We start from the raw sequence: 19,172 nt of genomic DNA, 5'->3' as shown, positions 1-19,172 counted from the left end.
AATGAACGCCGACGCCATCAACGACATCGCCGCTCGCCATCCGGATGCGTTCCGACGCCCCTTTTGGAAGCGCTATGCCGCCCCGTTCGGCGTCCTTTTGTGCATTCTCTATACCTTTTACTGCTGGTGGTTCTTTTCGATAGGCATCGTTCTAGAAAAGGCGAACTGGAACCTGGCCGGCGCCTATCTCGCCGACTGGGTGTCTTACGAAATCCGCCCGGACATCGAGTTCAAGGACGATTATCTGACCATCGACTACTCCCGTTTCTCCAAACTGGGATCCAATCCAAATCCCGACTGGGTGATCAAAAAGATTGCTGCGATCGAGCGGCGGGGCGACGCCGCACCAGCACCGGCGATGGCCACTGACAAGTCGTCGCAGGGCTCTTTCATGGCGCCTGGCGCGCCAACCGCCGAGAACCCTGCCCCCTCGCCAGGCAAATCGGTTCCGGCTGCGCCCAAAACGGTCCGCGAAAAGGCCGTCGTGGCGGCGACCGTCGTCTTTGGAAGCGGCCAGATTGCCATAACGCCAAATCTTGTCACTGTGACGCGCGGTGCCGAAAGCGTCATCTTTGACATTGCCAAGGACAGTTCCGTCACGCCGCGCACGCCGCTGCCCTACTGGATAGAGCAACGCAAGCCAGGTTCGACAGCCTATGTTTCGTTCGGTTTTTTGGGCCGCGCCGAAGTGCAAAACGACGAGGTGATCGCCTGGAGGCGGTTTTTCGGTTGGGCCAATTTTGTGTTTGACACGAATTCCCCATTCTGGGGAAAACCGTTCGGCGAGGTCGCTTCACTGATCGTTTCCCGGGAACGCATCGACCCGTCGCGATCAAACGCGGCGCTTGCCTGGGACAACATCCTCTACAACGCCGAGTGGCAGCACGGCGACGTGTGGCTGAAGCTTCTGCAAACCATCGTCATGGCTTTTGTCGGCACGGTGCTGGCCTCGGTCGTCGCCTTTCCGCTCGCTTTCCTGGCTGCGCGCAACATCACCCCGAGTTGGATGGCCAACCAGGCGACGAAACGCTTCTTCGATTTCCTGCGGTCTGTCGACATGCTGATCTGGGCGCTGTTCTTCACGCGCGGCTTCGGTCCGGGACCACTGGCCGGCATGTCGGCGATCTTCTTCACCGACACCGGAACGCTGGGCAAACTCTATTCCGAGGCGCTGGAAAACATCGACGACAAGCAGCGCGAGGGCATCCGCTCGGTGGGCGCGACGCCGGCGATGGTGCAACGCTATGGCGTGCTGCCTCAGGTTCTGCCGGTGTTCCTTAGCCAATCCCTCTATTTCTGGGAATCGAACACGCGCTCGGCGACAATCATCGGCGCCGTCGGCGCCGGCGGCATCGGTCTGAAATTGTGGGAGGCCATGCGCACCAACACCAACTGGGCCAATGTTTTCTACATGGTTCTGTTGATCCTGCTTGTCGTCTTTATCTTCGACAACGTCTCCAACTATCTCCGCCGCAAACTTATGGGGACCGTCGGAAACGGCAACGACGAGCGGCCCCAGCGCACGCCCACCCGCCCGCTGCCGGCGGCTCAGATCGCCTGAGAGGGAAAAGCCTTCGCTGCGTCCCTGGCACCAGCCTTCTTCCACCCGTTCCGTATATGCGTGTAACCATCGCGATAAACCGCTTCCGGGCTCTCGGAAAAATCGCGCCACACCTTGGTCGCCGCCGCCAGATCCTTGAGCGAACGCCCAAACGCCTCGATCGTCAGCCAGTCGTCATAACCGCTCTTGCGAATGGCCGAAAACGTCTCTTTCCATGGGACATGCCCGCGCCCCGGCACGCCGCGGTCATTCTCGGAAATGTGGATATGGACGACATTTTTCCGGTTGCGCGTATAGGCGCCGATCGGATCGGCCTCCTCGATATTGGCATGGAAGGTGTCGTACATCGCCTGGATGTGCGGCCTGTCGATCGCATCGATGTGCTCGCACAAATCGTCCATCGTGTTCAGCAGATAGCATTCGAAGCGGTTGAGCGCCTCGAGGCCGATGGTGACGCCCCTCTTGCCGGCGTGGTCGCCGATGGCGCGCTGCGCGGCGACCGAGCGTTTTTTCTCGGCCGCTGTCGGCCCGCTGCCTGAAAAGGCGCCGAGTGTCGAATGCAGCGGACCGCTCAGCCTGTCGGCACCAAGCGCCTCACTGCAATCGATCGCCCATTTCATGTAGTCGATCCCGGTCTTGCGCGTCCCGGCATCAGGCGAGATCAGGTTCATCAAGGGATCGCCCATCGCCGAGACGGCGGTGCGCTCCAGCCCGATGCGGTCGAGCAAGTCACCAAGCTTCCTGTAGTCGTCGGGCGTGCCGGAAAACACCGGTATCTCGACACCATCAAAGCCGGTCGCCTTGATGTCACGCAACAGCGCCTCGTGCTTCTTCGAGACGCTGGTCGTCCACAAAAACATGCACATGCCGATCTTCATCGACATCCTCCCCGAAAATTTCGCGACAAGGCGTGTAGAGATTCAGGTCAGGCGGCATCACCTGAATATCGACACTCGTTAAAGCTTCGTCCAAGCCCCGTTCTTCTTCGACGACTTCACGCAGGCCTCGATGAAGGCCATGCCTTCGACGCCGTCCTCGATGGTGGGGAAGACGACATCCTTTGCCGGCCTACCGCCCTTCTTGCGCGCCGCGCGGATGGCACGGGCTGCCTCCTGGTAGATGTTGGCGAAACCTTCGAGATAGCCTTCCGGATGGCCCGACGGAACGCGGCTGACGCGGCCGGCAACCGGCAGCGCGCCGGCGCCGTTGCGGGTGAGCAACTGCTTCGGCTGACCGAACGGCGTGTACCAAAGATAGTTCGGATCGGCCTGCACCCATTCCAGCCCACCCTTCGAGCCGTAGATGCGCAGCTTCAGCCCGTTCTCGTGGCCGGGCGCGACCTGGCTCGCCCAGATCATGCCCTTGGCCGGATGCGCCTTGCCGACCGGCTTGAAGCGCAACATGACGTTGACATTGTCGTCGAGCTGGCGCCCCGGCACGAAAGCGTCGAGATCGGCCGACAGCGCATCGAGCTCCAGCCCGGAGACGAAGCGCGCCAGGTTGTAGGCATGCGTGCCGATGTCGCCGAGCGCGCCGCCCGCACCCGCCTGCTTGGGGTCGGAGCGCCACGCCGCCTGCTTCTGGCCGGTAGCGGCAAGGTCTTCGGTCAGCCAGTCCTGCGGATATTCCGACTGCACGATACGGATGTCGCCGAGCTGCCCTTTGGCCACCATCTCGCGCGCCTGGCGGATCATCGGATAGGCGGTGTAGTTGTGCGTCAGCACGAACACCTTGCCGGTCTTTTCGACCACCGCCGCCAGCTTCTTTGCCTCCGCCAAAGTCGTTGCCAGCGGCTTGTCGCAGATGACGTGGATGCCGGCTTCGAGGAAGGCCTTCGCCGCCGGCACATGCACGTTGTTGGGCGTGACGATGGCCACCGCCTCAATACCGTCCGGCCGCTTGGCCTCGGCCTTGGCCATCTCGGCGTAGGAACCATAGCTGCGCGCCGGATCGAGCCCGAGCTCGGCGGCCGAAGCCTTGGCGCGCTCGGGATTCGCCGACAGCGCACCGGCGACCAGCACGAAGTCGTTGTCCATCCGCGCCGCGATCCGGTGCACCGCGCCGATGAAGGCGCCCTGTCCGCCGCCGACCATGCCGTAGCGGATCGGACCGCCTCCTGTTTCCGACTTCGATGCGCCGACCATTCTTGTCTCCCTCGTCTTATGCGTTCTGCCTTTGGCGATTGTCACCGGCGAAGCCCGGTCAGATACCCATCATGGCGCGCAGCGCCTTCTTGTCGGTGGCGCCGCCGGCGAAATCGTCGAATGCCTTTTCCGTCACCCTGATGATGTGATGCTGGATGAAGGGCGCGCCTTCGGCAGCACCATCCTCCGGATGCTTCAGGCAGCATTCCCATTCCAGCACCGCCCAGGAATCGTACCCGTACTGGGTGAGCTTGGAGAAGATGCCGCCGAAATCCACCTGCCCGTCGCCGAGCGAACGGAACCGACCGGCCCGGTTGGTCCAGCTTTGATAGCCGGAATAGACGCCTTGCCGTCCCGTCGGATTGAACTCGGCATCCTTGGCGTGGAACGCCTTGATCCGCTCATGATAGATGTCGATGAATTCGAGATAGTCGAGCTGCTGCAGCAGGAAATGCGATGGGTCGTAATTGATGTTGCAGCGTTTGTGGCCGCCGACCGCATCGAGGAACATCTCAAAGGTTGCGCCATCGAACACGTCCTCGCCCGGATGGATCTCGTAGCCGATGTCGACGCCGTTCTCGTCATAGACATCGAGGATCGGCTTCCAGCGCTTGCCGAGTTCCGAGAAGGCTTCCTCAATCAGGCCTGCAGGCCGCTGCGGCCACGGGTAGAGGTAAGGGAAGGCCAACGCCCCGCAGAAGGAGACCGAGGCCTTCAGGCCCAGATTCTTCGACGCCTTGGCGCCGAACTTCATCTGCTCGACCGCCCATTTCTGCCGGGCCTTCGGATTGTTGTGCACCGCCGGCGGCGCGAAGCCGTCGAACTGCGCGTCATAGGCCGGATGCACCGCCACCAACTGCCCCTGCAGATGCGTCGACAGCTCGGTTATCTCGACGCCGGCGTCCGCGCAGATGCCCTTCACCTGGTCGCAATAGGCCTTGGAAGACGCCGCCTTCTTGAGGTCGAACAGCCTCGCGTCCCAGGTCGGGATCTGCACGCCCTTGTAGCCGAGACTGGCAGCCCATTTGGTGATCGAGGGAAGTGAATTGAACGGTGCGGCATCGCCCGCGAACTGCGCCAGAAACAGACCGGGACCCTTCATCGTCGACGGCATCGGCATCCTCCCTCTCTCATGTCACGACCAAGCATAGCGCCGATTGGAAGCAGGGCCAGCCCGTTTGATGTTTTCCCGCAGACACTTGTTTGTGTCGCCATTCTGGTATGACCAAATACGGCCAGTCGGTCAAGCGGCGCAACGCACCGCAGAAGGATCGGCGGCCATCACAAACTGCGAAAATACATTAATTTAATCAATAGAGTAGCCGGCACGATGAGTTGCCGCTCGCGACTTCTTGCCGTTCATGGGAATTTGCTGTAGACCTGCCTTCAGGCCCAATTGGTCGAACCAGTTAGTCAAAAACACTGGAACGCCCCTGAGGAGGAATCATGCGGCGCGCTTCGCTGGAGGGCGCCGTGGGAAACGTGACAGGCGAATTCTGGGAAGGATAGACCATGCATCTTTCGACGCACAACTGGATGCGGGCGGAGCCGTTGGAAACGACGCTGAAGCGCATCAAGAAATTCGGCTACGAGTCGATCGAGATTTCCGGCGAGCCCGCGCAATACAAGACCAATGAGACGCGCGCGCTGCTCAAGGAACACGGCATCCGCTGCTGGGGCGCGGTGACGCTGATGCTGGGCGAGCGCAACCTCGCCGCCAAGGACCAGGGCCAACGCGAGCGCTCGGTTCAATATGTCAAGGACGTGCTCACCATGATCAGCGAACTCGATGGTGAGATCATCACGCTGGTTCCCGCCACCGTCGGCAAGGTGGTGCCGGACGGCACCGAGGAAGAGGAGTGGACATGGGTGGTCGACGCCACCAGGGAATGCTTCACCCATGCCAAGAAGGTCGGCGTCAAGATCGCCGTCGAGCCGCTCAACCGCTTCGAAACCTATCTGTTCAACCGTGGTGCCCAAGCCCTCGCCTTGGCCGATGCGGTAAGTCCCGAATGCGGTGTCTGCCTCGACGCCTACCATATCCACATGGAGGAATTTAACGTCTATGACGCCATCCGCCAGGTCGGCAAGCGCCTGTTCGACTTCCACGTCGCCGACAACAATCGCTTCGCCGCCGGCCTCGGGCAGATCGACTGGCCTAAGATCGTGCGCACGCTGAAGGAAGTCGGCTATGACGGCGCGCTGACCAACGAGTTCGTCGCGCCCGTCGACCGCACGCCGGCCGCGCCCTATCCCGAAATGGTCGAGCGCCACCCTGTCGACATCTCTCCCGAACAGCTGAAGTTCATCCAGGATCACGGTTCCAGCGTGCTGACGGAGAAATTCTACACCGACCAGATGCGCATCACCGCCGAAACGCTGCTGCCTCTGATCAAGTAGCCGCTCCGACTGGGAATGAGCCCTTCCGCCCGGCCAGCGGCAGGGCCGGGGAAGAACATGCGCATCAGAAACGTCCAGGCATGGTGGGTTCGCATACCGATCGAAGTCGCGCGGCAGCATCGCAGCGACTTCGGCCAGGTGACGACGTTCGATGCCGCCATCCTGCGCATCGAGACCGATGACGGTCTGGTCGGCTGGGGCGAAGGCAAGAACGCCGCCGGCAGCGCCGGCAGCTACGGCGCCCTTGTCCACATGCTGAACCACGAGGTCGCCCCGCAGCTGATCGGCCGCGACCCGGCCGACATCGGCGTCATCTGGGAGATGCTCTATAACGGCGTGCGCCACGAGACCGCGGCCCACGGCGGCCATGCCATGCCGCAACTGGCGCGGCGCGGCTTGAGCATTGCCGCGATCAGCGCAGTCGACATCGCGCTCTGGGACATTCTCGGCAAGTCGCTGGGACAGCCGGTCTGGCGGCTGCTCGGCGGCCGCAAGGTAGAGCGCATGCAGGCCTATGCGTCGGGCGGTTGGGCTGCCGCCGACGCCATCGGCGACCAGCTCAAATCCTACATCGCCAAGGGTGGTTTCAAGGCGCTGAAGATGCGCATCGGCGCCATGGACGGCGCCCCGCATATTTCCGCCGCCCGCGTCCGCGCCGCAAGGCAGGCGCTCGGCCCCGATGTCGAGCTGATGGTCGACGCGCATGGCACCTATACGGTCGCCGAGGCCAAGCGCTTCATCCATCTCGCCGCCGATCTCGACCTCGCCTGGTTCGAGGAGCCGGTGATTGCCGACGACAAGGCGGGGATGGCCGAAGTGCGCGCCAGCGGCTCCATCCCGATCGCCACCGGCGAAAGCGAGGCGACGCGCTATGCCTTCCGCGATCTCGCGGTGCTCAAATCCGCCGACATCTTCCAACCGGATCCGGCCTTTTGCGGCGGCATCAGCGAGGCGATGAAGATTGGCACCATCGCCAGCGCCTTCAACCTGCGTTTTGCGCCGCATCTGTGGGCGGGCGCGCCCTGCTTCTTTGCCGGGCTGCATGTCTGCGCTGCTTCGCCGGCGAGCTTCACCGTCGAATATTCGCTGGGCGCCAACCCGATGATCCATGATCTTATCGAAGAGACTGTCGAAGCAAAGGACGGTATGATAGCGATCCCTGAAAAGCCTGGTTTGGGATTCACCCTTTCGGAACGATTCCTGGAGGCGCACGCGCAACGCTGCTGACGATGAAAGAAAAGAACCTTCTCGCCGAACTCGCCGCCTATCTGTTCTCCAATTCGGACAAGGAGACAGGCCGCACCCCGTCGGAGCGTGAACTGGCGGAGCATTTCGGCGTCAGCCGCGGCCAGATCCGTGAAGCCCTGGCCATCCTCGAAGCCATGCGCATCGTCGAGCGCCGCGCCAAATCCGGCATCTATATCGACACCAAGCAGGCGAGCGTCGAGGCCATGGCGCTGTTCGCGCGCGCCGGCCTGCCGCTCGATCCGGTGCAGATCTACGAAACGGTTGAGTTGCGCAAGATCCACGAGATCAAGGCGGCCGAACTCGCTTGTTCGCGCGCCACTGAGGAGAATTTCGAACGGCTGCGCGAGATCCTGAAAGCTTCGGAGGAACGCATCGCCGCCGGCGAGGGCTTGGCCAGGGAAGACCGCGAATTCCACCTCGAGATCGTGCGCGCCACCAAGAACAGCGTCTTCCACAACATCTGCAGCGTTTACTATCTGATGGGCGAGCTGCGCCTGCCGATCTATTTCAACGATCCCGAACGCAGCGTGCGTTCGCATGCCGAGCACATCCAGATCTACGAGGCGCTGCTGCGCCGTGACGGCAATCTCGCCCAGGCGCTTATGAGCGCCCATCTGCAGGGCGCGGAGAGCTATTGGAAAGGCCTCATCAGCGGTAAGGCGGCCGAGCCTCCGAGCCCGGTGCTCGAAAAGGCCTGACGCAGAAGATGCCCAAGATCCTGTCGACGCATCCGTTGCATCCGCGCGCCACGGCCATGCTGGCCGAGGCCGGCAGGCTCGTCGTCGCCTCCGCCCTCGATGCCAACACACTCGCCAGTGAGGCGAAGGATGCCGACATCGTCATTGTCCGTGCGCCTCTGCCACCGGCGCTTTTCGATGGCGCTAAGAAGCTGCGGGCCGCGATCCGCCATGGCGCCGGGCTCGACATGATCCCGATGGACGCGGCGACTGCCGCCGGCGTGCTGGTGGCGAACGTGCCTGCGGTCAATGCGCGCTCGGTCGCCGAGCATGTGATGTTTGCCGCCCTTGCGCTTTCCCGGCGTTTTCGCGTGGTCGACCGCGACTTGCGCACAAAGGGCTGGCTCGCCGGCCGCGAGCACGCCAATGCCAACAGCGAACTCGCCGGCAAGACCATCGGCATCGTCGGCTTAGGCGCCGTCGGCCAGGCGGTCGGCCATATCGCCGCGCACGGCTTCGATCTCAACGTCGTGGCGACGACGCGCAGCATGCGGCCGGCGCCCGACAGGGTCGGCTTCCTGTCGATCGACGCGCTGGTCGAGCAGAGCGACATCATCGTTTTGTGCTGCCCGCTGACGGAAGAGACGCGCGGCCTGATCAGCCGCGAGCGCATCGCCCGCATGAAGCCGCATGCGCTGCTGATCAACGTCTCGCGCGGGCCAGTGGTCGACGACGAGGCGCTGATCGAGGCCTTGCAGAAGGGCCGCATCGGTGGTGCGGCACTCGATGTGTTTGCGACGCAGCCGCTGCCGCCCAATCATCCCTATTTCGGCTTCGACAACGTCATCATCACCCCGCACATGGCCGGCATCACCGAGGAATCAATGATGCGCATGGGCGTCGGCGCCGCCGGCGAAGCCCTGCTGGTGTTGGCCAACAAATTGCCGGTCAATCTGCGCAATCCCGAAGTGGTCCAGCAGTACCGGCGGCGGTTCCCGGCGAGCGTGTAACACATCGCGGTTTCGCCTCATTTCTCCGCGACGTTGAAACCATGCCTGGCCTTCGCCGCGCCTTCATGGCCATCGCCGCGTCTTCAATCGCGGCATCGCCGTCGGCCGCCGCGATCGAGGGCAGCAGTTATGTCTACTGCAGCAATGGGATAGCCTGCGTCATGCAGCCCTGCCCGTCGCACAGCGCTCTCGACCTCGCCACCGGTGAGATCATCGAGGTGGTGTCGATCGACACCACCCGATTGCCGTGGCAAGACAGAGCAAAGAAAGATCTCTCGGCATCACTTGATACGGGAAAGATCGTAGTCAAAGGGTCGATCGAACACGAGCCGAATTCCGGCAGCGGATACGATCGGCTAATCGCGACCAGCATCGAACGAGCCTCCAAGAAGACCGAGCGCAAGCACTGCCGGCCGCGTTAACCCGATTCCAAAGGGCTACCCGATCAGCAGACTAACAGCGCCTCGACTTCGGCCGCGATGCGCAGCAAATGATGGTCATGGCCGTTGCGCGCCACCAGCATCAAGCCGGCCTGCAGCGTCATGCCGGGCATCGGCAGCGAGATGGCGCAGAGGTCGAACTGGTTGGCCACCTGCGTGTTGCGCAGCAGCAGCCCTTCGGTGCGTTCGCGCAGATCGGCATTCTCAGTCATCGAAACTATGGTCGGCGCCGTCACCGGGGTGGTCGGCAGCGCTAGCACGTCGACCGACGCCAACCGCTCGTCCATGGCTATGCAAAGTGCCGCGCGGCGGCGCATTGCCCTGATATAGACCGGCGTCGGGATTGCGGCCGCCCGCGACAGCGGCCCGCTGACCCATGGGTCGACCGGCACCGATGCCCCCGTCGCCAGCCAGTCGGCATGGATTTCGGCCCCTTCCATGGCCGCGATCGAACCGCGCCTGGTGGCCGCACGCATCGCGGCAAGTAAATCGTCCATCGATATGTCCGCTAGGCGCGCGCCTGTCGGCTCGATCTTGCGAAGGCTGCGATCGAACGCCGCGGCGACCTCACTTTCGGTGTCTTCGAAAAGCGGGCCGCGCGGAATACCTACACGAAGCCCGGCAAGCGGGAGCGGCAGGTGCGGTGCCGGCAACTCCTCGCCGGCCATCGCGGCGTCGGCAATCGCGCACGCAGCGACACTGAGTGCAAGCGGTCCGATCGAATCCAGAGTCGCGGACAATGGGTAGGCGCCGGTCAATGGCACGCGCCGAGCCGTCGGCTTGAAGCCGACGACGCCGTTGAGCGATGCCGGTATGCGCACTGAACCGCCCGTGTCTGAGCCAATGGCGATGTCGCAGGTGCCTTCGCCGACGGAAACACCGGCACCCGAAGACGAGCCGCCCGGGATGCGGCTGGAATCCATCGCGTTGCCGGGAGTGCCGTAATGCTGGTTGTCGCCGATCGCAGTGAAGGCAAACTCGGTCATGTTGGTCTTGCCGATGATGACAGCCCCGGCCTGCCGCAGCCGACTGACGATTGCCGCGTCGCGCTGGGCAGGTGCGGCGTTCTTGAGCATCAGCGAGCCGGCTGTGGTCGCCTCGCCGGCGACATCGAACAGATCCTTGATCGACACAATGGTGCCGTCGAGCGGCCCGAGCGTCACGCCTGCCCGCTTGCGGGCATCGCTGGCATCAGCCGCAGCCCGCGCGGCTTCGGCATAGAGCGTTGTGAACACGCGTTCTTCGCCGGCACGGGCGGCGAGGCGCGCAAGGATGTTTTTTTCCAGATGGTCGCGGACTGAGTGCATTTTTGGTGTCGGACTCCGGCCAACTGCAACGTCTTAAAGGCTGGCGGCCAACATGGCCTGTAGAGACATAACCCGGCAAAGTCGGATTTGCACCCTGTCGGACCGAAGGAAGAGGAACACTCGATGCACTACAAGGGCAGCTGTCATTGCGGCAAGGTCGCGTTCGAGGTCGAGGGCGAATTGACCGCGGCCGTGCGATGCAATTGCTCGATCTGTGCGCGCAAGGGCGCGCTGCTGTGGGCCGTGCCGCACCAGAAATTGCGGATGCTCGCCTGGGGCGACGATCTCGGCCGCTACACATTCGCCAGCAAGGCTATCGCCCACCGCTTCTGCCGGACCTGTGGCATCCATCCCTTCGCCGAGGATGTCGGCGAAGGCAGTGAGCGAAGCGCCTATGTCAACATCAACTGCCTCGACGACATCGACCTGTCAGCGGTGCCTGTGATCGATTTCGATGGCCGCTCGGCCTAGGAGTTCTACGGAGCGGTCCACGATGCGCAAAGCCGCTCTACCGGTACCCGGTCGCGTCGGCTGGCTTGCCGGCATCCTGGACTTCCGGAACATAGCGCCAGGCATCGGGGCGTGAGCCGTCGAGGTCAGTGAAGCCATAGACCTGCGCCAGCCCGCCGCTCGACAGCGACTGACCGTTCCAGCGCGAGCGATCCGGATCCGCGGCCAGTGCCGCTATCGCGCGGCCAATGAAGCGCGGCGTCTCCGAGATGATGAAATGCGCCACCTTTGCGGTCGCGTCGCGCCAGTTTTCTTCGGTGACGCCGAACGCCTCCAGCATCATTTCGGACCGCAACCAGCCTGGCGTCAGGCAAACCGACGTAGCGCTATGCGGCGCGAGGTCCTTGGCATGCGCCCATGCCATGCGCGTCGCCGCCACCTTGGCGAGATCATAGAAGGGCGACAGTCGGTAGTGGTCGGCATTGTATTCGGCGGTGCCGTCGGTGACTTCGACATGCAGCCCGCCCGGCCGCTCGATCATCAGCGGCAGCGCATGGTGCGCGGTGATCAGATGCGTGTCGATCGCTAGGCGCAGCAGGCGCAAGCCGTTGTCTAGATTGTGCTCCCAAACCGGCTTGTTCCATTCGAACAGTTTCTCGCCGCCCCACAGGTCGTTGACCAGGATGTCGAGGCGGCCCTGTTCGGCGCGGATGCGCTCGACCAGTTTGCGCACATCGTCCGCAATCAGATGATCGACCTGAACGGCAATGCCCTTGCCGCCTTGCGCCGTCACTAGCTCCGCCGTCTCCTCGATGGTCTCCGGGCGACCATAGTCGGACTGCTGGGTTCGTGTCGTCCGCCCGGTGACATAGACGGTGGCGCCAGCCGCACCGAGTTCGACCGCTATGCCACGGCCCGCGCCGCGGGTGGCGCCGGCGACAAGAGCGACTTTTCCTTCAAGCGTCATGAACCCCTCCCAAAAAGCGACTCATCGAACAAACCGGACTGGCTCTCGCCTCTCCAATCATTTATAAATGATCATTCGTTTATAATTAGGTGTCAAGATGACCCGACCAAAAACCCAACCCGACGAGCAGGTGCTGGAGGCCGCGTACCGGCTGATCCATTCCGATGGCCCGGAAGCGCTGACCTTCGAGCGGCTGGCGCGGGCATGTGGTCTCTCGGGGTCGACGCTGGTGCAGCGCTTCAAGAGCAAGGCACAGCTGAAGCAACGCACTTTGCTTTACGCCTGGGATGGGCTCGACCGAAAAACCGAGGATCTCGCCGGCTCGATTCCGAAAACTCCGGCCGGGGCCATCCAGTTGCTCGTCGCCTTGTCCAAAGGCTACGGCGATATCGAATCCTATGCCCAAGGTCTGCTCGTCCTGCGCGAGGATCTGCGCGATCCCGTGCTGCGGGCGCGCGGCGCCGCCTGGAAGGCGGTGCTGAGCAAGGTGCTCGCCGGCTGCTTCGCCGACGTGCCCGACATGCCCGAAGATATCGGCCTGCTGATGGCGTCCCATTGGCAGGGTTCTCTGCTGTGGTGGAGTTTTGACCCCGACATGGAGCTGACTGCCTATGTCGAGCACAGCCTGAAGCGTTTCGTGGTGGCGCTTTCGGCCCGAAACCCGTAGCCGAGTATCGGGCCGATTGATGTGGAAGGCGTCGAGCGTCGAAAGCTGACCTAGCTTGCGCGCTTCGGGCCGAGCAGGAAGGTAACCAGCGCCGCCAGCAGCGTCGCCGTACCGCAATAGGCAAAGGCGCTGGCGACGCCGGCGTGATCGACCAGCAATCCGCCAAACACCGCGCCCAGCGCGATCGCCACCTGGAACGTCGCCACCATCAGCCCGCCGGCGCTCTCGGCCTGGTCGGGCGCTGCGCGCACCAGCCAGGTCTGCAGGCCGACCGGCACGGCGCCGAAGGCAAAGCCCCAGGCGGCGACCGCGACCGCCGCCGTCACCGGCGAGGCGCCGAGCGTTAGCAGCACCAGGGCCGACAAGGCGATGAGCAGCGGTGCCAGACCGACCGCCGTCTTGAGGCTGCGCTCGGCCATGAAGCCGCCGGCGAAATTGCCGAAGAAGCCGCCGATGCCGTAAGCCAGAAGCACGAGCGAGATCGTTTCGATCGGCAGGACGGGAACCTGCTCCAGATACGGGCGCACATAGGTGAAGCCGGCAAAGTGCCCTGAGGCGACCAGCAGCACGACCAGCAGCGCCACCCTGATCATCGGCCGCTTCAGCACCTCCAGCAAGGTGCTGAAACTTGCCACGCCGGCCGGCGGCAGCTTTGGAAGCGTTGCGATCTGCACCAGCAGCGCCAGCGCGCCGACAATCGCCGCGATCATAAAAGCGGTCCGCCAGCCCCAGACATCGCCGACATAGGCGCCCACCGGGGCCGCGGTGACGGTGGCGACCGAAACGCCGGTGAGGATGATCGACATGGCGCGCGGCATCAGCCGCATCGGCACCAGCCGCATCGCCATGGCCGCCGACATCGACCAGAAGCCGCCGAGGGCGACGCCAAGAACGACGCGGGCCGCAAGCAGAACGGGAAGCGATGACGCGAAGGCGGCGAGCAGGTTGGAGACGATCAGGAGTATCGTCAGCCCCCACATGACCAGCCTGCGATCGAGCCGCTTGGTGACGATGGCCATGGTGGGTGCGGCGATCGCGCCGACGACGGCCGTCGCCGTCACCGCTTGCCCGGCCGCACCTTCGGTGATGCCGAGATCCTGCGCCAGCCGCGTCAGCAGGCTGGCGGGCAGGAATTCGGCGGTCACCAGGCCGAAAACGCCCAGCGCAAGCGACACAACCGCGCCCCACGCCGGCTCGGATCGTTCGTCGGATTCGGAAGAGTCGAGAACGGCGGCGTCGATGACGCCTGTCGCGGGTTCGGTCATGATGGATCTCCGGTTTGGTTGCGGCGCACCATTTGGCTGCACTGCAACATGGGAGTGACAATCTGGAGTTTCCATGCTAGAAACACCGGAATGAATTACAATTCGTCCAAAACTGCGCTACCGGGTTCCGGCGATCCGCTCAGCGACATGCTGCGCGGCTTGCGTCTTGATGGCGTTGACTATGGCCGCTGTGTGCTGGGTGAACCCTGGGCCGTATCCTTCCCGGCGCAGAAGGCGGCGCGCTTCCACTTCATCGGCCAGCAGGGCTGCTGGCTGCTGTCGCCGGCGAAGGAATGGATCGAACTGACGGTGGGCGATGCGCTGCTGATCCCGCGCGGCGACGAGCACGTTCTGGCCAGCGCGCCGGGCGTGCCCGCGGTACCGATCGGTCGCTACAGCATCGAGCCGGTGTGCGAGAACATCTATGACGTCTCCAACGAGTGCGGCGGCCCCAAGACCTTGCTGTTCTGTGGCAGCATGCATTTCAACCTCGACGGATCGCATCCGCTTCTGGACATGATGCCCGACCTGATGCGCGCGCATGAACTGATGGCGAATGCGCCCGGCATCCAGCATCTGCTCGATGCCATGGCCGGCGAAGTGACGATGGACCGGGTCGGATCGGGCGGCATCCTGGCACGCCTTGCCGATGTGCTCGCCGCGACGATCATCCGCTCCTGGGTGGAGAATGGCTGCGGCGACGCCACCGGATGGATCGCCGCGGTAAGGAACCCGGATGTCGGCAAGGTGTTGGCCGCCATTCACCTGCAGCCGGACCGCGATTGGACGGTCGAAGCGCTGGCGCGGACAATGGGAGCCTCGCGCTCCGCCTTCGCCCAGCGCTTCGCCACCGTGGTCGGTGAGACGCCGGCAAAATATGTCTCGCGGGTGCGCATGCACCAGGCGCGGCAATGGTTGGCCCGAGATGGGATGAGGGTATCCGTCGCTGCGGCCAAACTGGGCTACGATTCGGAAGCGTCCTTCAGCCGTGCCTTCAAGCGGGTCATGGGCGTGGCGCCGAGCCATCTGCGCAACACCGGCGCCAGCGACCACGAGTCCTAGACGCCGCGGCGCCGCCCCTGCCCTGGAGGAATTGCCAAGCCTTTTGGACGGAGCGTCATTGCCCTGCGACGTCCGGCGAATAATCTGGCCGGCGGAGGAAACCGCTATGGCCAGACGTTCTGTATTGTTTGCTCTCGCCGCCCTGTCCTTCATTCCGGGACGGGCACTTGCCCTTGAAGACAGCTACCTGCCGGCCGACAACATCCCCTATGTCGCCGAAGTGCCCGACCAGCCGCATCGGCTCGGGCCGCTATGGGGCGAACGGGCCAAAGGTCCGGCGGGGACTTTGCTCAAGGTTCCCGGCAACTGGCGTGCGCCGGTTCATGCGCACACAGCGGACTATCGCGCGGTGGTCATAAAGGGGCTCTGGGCGCATTGGCAGATGGACGGCGGCGAAGCGACCAAGGTCGAGCTGCCCCCCGGATCGTATTGGACCCAGAAGGCCAATGAGATGCACGACGATGCGTGCCTATCGGACACCGAGTGCGTGATACTTTTGATCAACGACACGCCTTACGAGACCTACTTCCCGAAATAGCGGCCGGTCGGCGATACCGTCGCGCAAGAAATCCGCGGACTAGCTGGCGTGGCGTAGGCTTATCCCGCTGCCCTTGTCGAACAGCACCACCTTGTCCGGATTCCAGGCGAAGCGCACCGGTTGCTCGATCTCGACATCGGTCCTCGCCGGTACCGTGGCACGCAGCATCGTGTCGCCGACCCTGAGCGTCAGGATTTTTTCGACGCCATGGTTCTCGACATCATGGACGCGCGCCTCGACCGGCGCACCGCTCTCCAGATAGACGTCCTCGGGACGGATGCCGAAGACAAGCGGGCGACCGTCGGTCGCGCCGCCCGAGTTCAACCCCCAAGAAGTCCTGGTTCCCCCTGAGAACGGCAGTTCGAAATTCATCGGCGCCATCACCGCGCGGTTGTCGACCAGCCTGCCGTCGATGAGGTTCATTGGCGGCGAGCCGACGAAGCTCGCCACATAAGTGTCGCGCGGATTGTTGTAGATCTCCTGCGGCGTGCCGGTCTGGACGATGCGGCCGTGGTTGAGCACACCGACCTTGTCGCCCATCGACATCGCCTCGATCTGGTCGTGGGTGACGAACAGGAAGGTGGCGCCAAGCTGCATCTGCAAATTCTTCAGTTCGGTGCGCAGGGCTTCGCGCAATTTGGCGTCGAGCGCCGACAGCGGCTCGTCCATCAGGAACACGCGCGGCTTGCGCACGATGGCGCGGCCGATGGAGACGCGCTGCATCTCGCCGCCCGAGAGCCGGTCGGTCTTGCGGTCGAGCAGATGCTCGATGCGCAGCGTCCTGGCCGCGCGGTCGACGCGATCCTTGATCTCGGCATCGGGCAACCGGCGGATCTTCGGCTTCAGCGGAAATTCGAGGTTCTCGCGCACCGTGTAGCGCGGATAGAGCGAATATTGCTGCAGCACCAGCGCCACGTCGCGCTCGGCCGCACCCCAGTCGGCAACGTCGACGCCGTCGATGAAGACCTGGCCCTCGCTCGGCTTTTCCAGCCCGGCGATCATGCGCAGCGTCGTCGTCTTGCCGGCGCCGGTCTCGCCGAGCAGCACGAAGAACTCGCCGTCGGCGATCTCTAGATTAAGCCCGGTGAGCGCCGTGTGATTGCCGAAGCTCTTCGAGATGTTTTTCAGCTGGATGTGGGCCATCAGAGTCTCACTCCGAGCGACCTGCCGCTCGCCACGTCGAAGAAATGCGCCTGCGCCGGATCGATCCTGGCAAAGACCTTTTCGCCCGGCCCGCTGACGAAGCCGCTTTTGGTGCGCGCGCGCAGCATCTTGGAGCCGACCTTGATGTCGACGATGTCGAAGGATCCGAGCGGCTCGACGATCTGCGTCTCGACCGGCAGGAAGCCTTCCGCCGCCTCATGGCGCACGATCACCCCTTCCGGCCGGATGCCGAGCGCAAGCTTGTCGCCGGCATGGCCGTTGAGCTTCGACAAAAGCGCGCGCGGGAACTCGAAGCCGGCGGCCGCGTCACCGAGCGTGACCGAAGCGGCCGAGGCCTTCTCGGTGACCGACGCCTCGGCGACATTCATCACCGGGCTGCCGACGAACTGCGCCACGAACAGATTGGCCGGATGCGAATAGACGTCGTCCGGAGAACCCACCTGCTGCAGCACGCCCTCATGCATGATGACGATGCGATCGGCGAGGCTCATCGCCTCGATCTGGTCGTGGGTGACGTAGATACTGGTCGAGCCCTGCTTGATGTGCAGCCGCTTGATCTCGGCCCGCATCTCCTCGCGCAGCTTGGCGTCGAGCGCGCCGATCGGTTCGTCCATCAGCATCGCCTTGGGACGCCGCACCAGCGCCCGGCCGATGGCGACGCGCTGCATGTCGCCGCCCGACAGCGCCGACGGCTTCTTCGCCAGCAGGTCGGTGATCTGCAGCGTCTTGGCGACCGAGCGCACTTCCTGGTCGATCTCCGCCTTGCTCTTGCGCGTTGCCCGCAGCGGAAAGGCGATGTTCTCGTAGACGCTCATATGCGGATAGAGCGAGAACGACTGGAACACCATGGCGATGTCGCGGTCGGCGGCCTTGAGATGCTGCACCGGCTTGCCGTCGATGAGGATGTCGCCGCCGTCGATCGTCTCCAGCCCGGCAATGGCGCGCAGCGTCGTCGTCTTGCCGCAGCCGGACTGGCCGAGCAGCACGATGAACTCGTTGTCGTCGATCTTGAGGTTGAGGTCCTTGATGACCTGGACGGCGCCGAAATATTTCTGCACGCCGCGAAGCTCGATCTGGGTCAATGCTGTGCTCCCGGATTTCGCGCCTGCGCATCTGCGCCATGACCGGTGCCGGCCTCTTCCTCCGGCGCGATCTTCGACGTGATGTTGAAGCCGATCAGCCCGATCAGGATGATGGTCACTCCATAGCTGTGCAGCAGCATGTTCCAGGGCTGGCAGAGCGCGATGATGCCAAGCACCATCAGGATCTGCGAGCCGGGTTCCAGGTATTTCTGGTTGATGGCGCGAAAGCTCATTTGCGGATCGCTCCAAACGACATGCCGCGCAGAAGATGGTTGCGAAGCAGGAAGGTGAAGATCGCGACCGGCAGCAGGAACAGGAAGGTTCCGGCGGCGATCACCGACCAGTCCGGCAGGCCGGAGCCGACCTGGCTGGGGATGAAGGGGGGTGCTGTCTGGGCGCGCCGGCTGGTCATGATCAAAGCGAAGGCATATTCGTTCCACGCCGTGATAAAGCAGAAGACGGCGGTCGCGGCGATGCCGGTTGCTGCCTCGGGTAGCACGATCTTGAAGAAGGCTTCCATGCGCGTGTAGCCGTCGACCAGCGCCGCTTCCTCATATTCCTTCGGTATCTCGTCCATGAACCCTTTCATCAGCCAGACCGAGAAGGACAGGTTGAAGGCGGTGTAGAGGATGATCAGGCCGAGATGGGAATCGTTGAGACCGACTGCCCGGTACATCAGGAACATCGGAATGGCGACCACCACCGGCGGCAGCATGCGCGTCGACAGGATGAAGAACAGCAGGTCCGCCTCCCCCTTCACCCTGAAGCGCGAAAACCCGTAGGCGGTAAAAGTGCCCATGCCGACGGCCAGCACCGTCGAGGTGATGGCGACGATCAGCGAGTTCATGAAGCGGCTCGGATAGCCCGACCACTGCACCTCGCCCTTGCCGTCGCGAACGATCTTTTCGCCGCCATTGAAGACGACGCGTTCCCACCACGGAGCCGCCGCATACTCTTCGGGCGTCGGCGGACTGCGCAGTTGCGAACGCTTGGCGAACAGCTTGACGAAGGGCGATATCTCCGGCTGGAAGACCACCGTCGGCGGGATCGTGGTCGCGAGATTGCGCGGCTTGAACGCCGTCGAGGCGATCCAGTAGATCGGCGCTAGGAAGATGATCGTCACCACCAGCACCGCGACGATTGCCGCACGGTTGAAGCCGATTTCGGAAGAAGTGCGGACGGCGGCCATG

At 63.6% G+C, this 19,172-nt stretch carries 20 protein-coding genes; 10 read left to right on the top strand and 10 right to left on the bottom strand.

Going from position 1 to position 19,172, the window contains the following annotated elements; genetic code table 11:
• The first annotated feature begins 1 nt into the window (after position 1).
• Positions 2-1,561, top strand: a complete 1,560-nt coding sequence (gene phnE / locus D3227_RS09645; protein ID WP_120013893.1) for a phosphonate ABC transporter, permease protein PhnE — start codon at positions 2-4, stop codon at positions 1,559-1,561.
• Here phnE and D3227_RS09640 read toward each other — a convergent pair.
• The 3 genes from D3227_RS09640 to D3227_RS09630 all read right to left on the bottom strand — a co-directional run bounded on the left by D3227_RS09640 (position 1,549) and on the right by D3227_RS09630 (position 4,819).
• Positions 1,549-2,439 carry a sugar phosphate isomerase/epimerase family protein gene (locus tag D3227_RS09640; protein ID WP_120014074.1) on the bottom strand — a complete coding sequence of 297 codons (891 nt, stop codon included), beginning with the start codon at positions 2,437-2,439 and terminating at the stop codon, positions 1,549-1,551. The genes phnE and D3227_RS09640 overlap by 13 nt on opposite strands.
• A 78-nt stretch (positions 2,440-2,517) precedes the next feature.
• Positions 2,518-3,705, bottom strand: a complete 1,188-nt coding sequence (locus tag D3227_RS09635) for a Gfo/Idh/MocA family protein (protein WP_120013892.1) — start codon at positions 3,703-3,705, stop codon at positions 2,518-2,520.
• Between the two features lie 58 nt (positions 3,706-3,763).
• Complete coding sequence (locus D3227_RS09630) at positions 3,764-4,819, bottom strand: sugar phosphate isomerase/epimerase family protein (RefSeq protein WP_120014073.1); 1,056 nt, start codon at positions 4,817-4,819, stop codon at positions 3,764-3,766.
• Between the two features lie 398 nt (positions 4,820-5,217).
• On the opposite strand from D3227_RS09630, the gene D3227_RS09625 reads away from it, so the two are divergent.
• From D3227_RS09625 to D3227_RS09605, 5 genes are all read left to right on the top strand, one after another.
• Positions 5,218-6,105, top strand: a complete 888-nt coding sequence (locus tag D3227_RS09625; RefSeq protein ID WP_120013891.1) for a sugar phosphate isomerase/epimerase family protein — start codon at positions 5,218-5,220, stop codon at positions 6,103-6,105.
• Between the two features lie 57 nt (positions 6,106-6,162).
• Positions 6,163-7,332 (top strand): mandelate racemase/muconate lactonizing enzyme family protein, encoded by a 1,170-nt coding sequence (locus D3227_RS09620; RefSeq protein ID WP_120013890.1) that lies wholly within the window; start codon positions 6,163-6,165, stop codon positions 7,330-7,332.
• Between the two features lie 2 nt (positions 7,333-7,334).
• Positions 7,335-8,051, top strand: coding sequence for a FadR/GntR family transcriptional regulator (locus D3227_RS09615; protein ID WP_120013889.1), 717 nt, complete (start codon positions 7,335-7,337; stop codon positions 8,049-8,051).
• An 8-nt stretch (positions 8,052-8,059) separates the two neighbouring features.
• Positions 8,060-9,040: a hydroxyacid dehydrogenase gene (locus D3227_RS09610; RefSeq protein WP_120013888.1), complete on the top strand. Its 981-nt coding sequence runs from the start codon at positions 8,060-8,062 to the stop codon at positions 9,038-9,040.
• Between the two features lie 65 nt (positions 9,041-9,105).
• Positions 9,106-9,462 (top strand): DUF6748 domain-containing protein, encoded by a 357-nt coding sequence (locus D3227_RS09605; RefSeq protein WP_245451716.1) that lies wholly within the window; start codon positions 9,106-9,108, stop codon positions 9,460-9,462.
• Between the two features lie 23 nt (positions 9,463-9,485).
• Here the strand turns inward: D3227_RS09605 and D3227_RS09600 are convergent, their stop codons facing one another.
• Positions 9,486-10,787, bottom strand: a complete 1,302-nt coding sequence (locus D3227_RS09600; protein WP_120013886.1) for an amidase — start codon at positions 10,785-10,787, stop codon at positions 9,486-9,488.
• A gap of 123 nt (positions 10,788-10,910) precedes the next feature.
• Between D3227_RS09600 and D3227_RS09595 the strand changes: the two genes are divergently transcribed.
• A complete protein-coding gene (locus D3227_RS09595) occupies positions 10,911-11,258 on the top strand; it encodes a GFA family protein (protein WP_120013885.1) in 348 nt (115 codons plus the stop codon).
• A gap of 37 nt (positions 11,259-11,295) precedes the next feature.
• Here the strand turns inward: D3227_RS09595 and D3227_RS09590 are convergent, their stop codons facing one another.
• A complete protein-coding gene (locus D3227_RS09590) occupies positions 11,296-12,204 on the bottom strand; it encodes an SDR family oxidoreductase (RefSeq protein WP_120013884.1) in 909 nt (302 codons plus the stop codon).
• A 97-nt stretch (positions 12,205-12,301) separates the two neighbouring features.
• On the opposite strand from D3227_RS09590, the gene D3227_RS09585 reads away from it, so the two are divergent.
• Positions 12,302-12,871, top strand: a complete 570-nt coding sequence (locus tag D3227_RS09585; protein WP_120013883.1) for a TetR/AcrR family transcriptional regulator — start codon at positions 12,302-12,304, stop codon at positions 12,869-12,871.
• 50 nt (positions 12,872-12,921) lie between these two features.
• Here the strand turns inward: D3227_RS09585 and D3227_RS09580 are convergent, their stop codons facing one another.
• Positions 12,922-14,136 carry an MFS transporter gene (locus D3227_RS09580; protein WP_120013882.1) on the bottom strand — a complete coding sequence of 405 codons (1,215 nt, stop codon included), beginning with the start codon at positions 14,134-14,136 and terminating at the stop codon, positions 12,922-12,924.
• A gap of 90 nt (positions 14,137-14,226) precedes the next feature.
• On the opposite strand from D3227_RS09580, the gene D3227_RS09575 reads away from it, so the two are divergent.
• Together D3227_RS09575 and D3227_RS09570 are read left to right on the top strand one after the other, a co-directional pair.
• The gene (locus D3227_RS09575; protein ID WP_120013881.1) at positions 14,227-15,198 is read left to right on the top strand and encodes an AraC family transcriptional regulator; all 972 of its coding nucleotides are present in this window, start codon (positions 14,227-14,229) and stop codon (positions 15,196-15,198) included.
• Between the two features lie 106 nt (positions 15,199-15,304).
• On the top strand, positions 15,305-15,736 hold the full coding sequence (locus D3227_RS09570; RefSeq protein ID WP_120013880.1) for a DUF4437 domain-containing protein: 432 nt from the start codon (positions 15,305-15,307) through the stop codon (positions 15,734-15,736).
• 39 nt (positions 15,737-15,775) lie between these two features.
• Here D3227_RS09570 and D3227_RS09565 read toward each other — a convergent pair whose 3' ends face one another.
• From D3227_RS09565 to D3227_RS09550, 4 genes are read right to left on the bottom strand one after another with little or no spacing between them, the layout of a single operon-like run.
• Positions 15,776-16,879 carry an ABC transporter ATP-binding protein gene (locus tag D3227_RS09565; RefSeq protein WP_120013879.1) on the bottom strand — a complete coding sequence of 368 codons (1,104 nt, stop codon included), beginning with the start codon at positions 16,877-16,879 and terminating at the stop codon, positions 15,776-15,778.
• Positions 16,879-17,982, bottom strand: coding sequence for an ABC transporter ATP-binding protein (locus tag D3227_RS09560; RefSeq protein ID WP_120013878.1), 1,104 nt, complete (start codon positions 17,980-17,982; stop codon positions 16,879-16,881). Before D3227_RS09560 ends, D3227_RS09565 begins: the two co-directional genes overlap by 1 nt.
• The gene (locus tag D3227_RS09555; protein ID WP_120013877.1) at positions 17,979-18,215 is read right to left on the bottom strand and encodes a hypothetical protein; all 237 of its coding nucleotides are present in this window, start codon (positions 18,213-18,215) and stop codon (positions 17,979-17,981) included. The genes D3227_RS09560 and D3227_RS09555 overlap by 4 nt, the downstream gene beginning before the upstream one ends.
• On the bottom strand, positions 18,212-19,171 hold the full coding sequence (locus D3227_RS09550) for a carbohydrate ABC transporter permease (protein ID WP_120013876.1): 960 nt from the start codon (positions 19,169-19,171) through the stop codon (positions 18,212-18,214). Before D3227_RS09550 ends, D3227_RS09555 begins: the two co-directional genes overlap by 4 nt.
• Position 19,172: the final 1 nt, after the last annotated feature.

It is taken from the genome of Mesorhizobium waimense, assembly GCF_003601975.1.
GTDB classification, from domain to species: domain Bacteria; phylum Pseudomonadota; class Alphaproteobacteria; order Rhizobiales; family Rhizobiaceae; genus Mesorhizobium; species Mesorhizobium waimense.
Note: the sequence above shows the minus strand (reverse complement) of the source record. Positions and strands in the feature narration are given on the sequence as shown.

Excerpts from the sequence above, each read along its gene's own strand:
- phnE (WP_120013893.1), top strand. The coding sequence starts at position 2 with ATGAACGCCGACGCCATCAACGACATCGCCGCTCGCCATCCGGATGCG.
- D3227_RS09640 (WP_120014074.1), bottom strand. The coding sequence starts at position 2,439 with ATGAAGATCGGCATGTGCATGTTTTTGTGGACGACCAGCGTCTCGAAG.
- D3227_RS09635 (WP_120013892.1), bottom strand. The coding sequence starts at position 3,705 with ATGGTCGGCGCATCGAAGTCGGAAACAGGAGGCGGTCCGATCCGCTAC.
- D3227_RS09630 (WP_120014073.1), bottom strand. The coding sequence starts at position 4,819 with ATGCCGTCGACGATGAAGGGTCCCGGTCTGTTTCTGGCGCAGTTCGCG.
- D3227_RS09625 (WP_120013891.1), top strand. The coding sequence starts at position 5,218 with ATGCATCTTTCGACGCACAACTGGATGCGGGCGGAGCCGTTGGAAACG.
- D3227_RS09620 (WP_120013890.1), top strand. The coding sequence starts at position 6,163 with ATGCGCATCAGAAACGTCCAGGCATGGTGGGTTCGCATACCGATCGAA.
- D3227_RS09615 (WP_120013889.1), top strand. The coding sequence starts at position 7,335 with ATGAAAGAAAAGAACCTTCTCGCCGAACTCGCCGCCTATCTGTTCTCC.
- D3227_RS09610 (WP_120013888.1), top strand. The coding sequence starts at position 8,060 with ATGCCCAAGATCCTGTCGACGCATCCGTTGCATCCGCGCGCCACGGCC.
- D3227_RS09605 (WP_245451716.1), top strand. The coding sequence starts at position 9,106 with ATGGCCATCGCCGCGTCTTCAATCGCGGCATCGCCGTCGGCCGCCGCG.
- D3227_RS09600 (WP_120013886.1), bottom strand. The coding sequence starts at position 10,787 with ATGCACTCAGTCCGCGACCATCTGGAAAAAAACATCCTTGCGCGCCTC.
- D3227_RS09595 (WP_120013885.1), top strand. The coding sequence starts at position 10,911 with ATGCACTACAAGGGCAGCTGTCATTGCGGCAAGGTCGCGTTCGAGGTC.
- D3227_RS09590 (WP_120013884.1), bottom strand. The coding sequence starts at position 12,204 with ATGACGCTTGAAGGAAAAGTCGCTCTTGTCGCCGGCGCCACCCGCGGC.
- D3227_RS09585 (WP_120013883.1), top strand. The coding sequence starts at position 12,302 with ATGACCCGACCAAAAACCCAACCCGACGAGCAGGTGCTGGAGGCCGCG.
- D3227_RS09580 (WP_120013882.1), bottom strand. The coding sequence starts at position 14,136 with ATGACCGAACCCGCGACAGGCGTCATCGACGCCGCCGTTCTCGACTCT.
- D3227_RS09575 (WP_120013881.1), top strand. The coding sequence starts at position 14,227 with ATGAATTACAATTCGTCCAAAACTGCGCTACCGGGTTCCGGCGATCCG.
- D3227_RS09570 (WP_120013880.1), top strand. The coding sequence starts at position 15,305 with ATGGCCAGACGTTCTGTATTGTTTGCTCTCGCCGCCCTGTCCTTCATT.
- D3227_RS09565 (WP_120013879.1), bottom strand. The coding sequence starts at position 16,879 with ATGGCCCACATCCAGCTGAAAAACATCTCGAAGAGCTTCGGCAATCAC.
- D3227_RS09555 (WP_120013877.1), bottom strand. The coding sequence starts at position 18,215 with ATGAGCTTTCGCGCCATCAACCAGAAATACCTGGAACCCGGCTCGCAG.
- D3227_RS09550 (WP_120013876.1), bottom strand. The coding sequence starts at position 19,171 with ATGGCCGCCGTCCGCACTTCTTCCGAAATCGGCTTCAACCGTGCGGCA.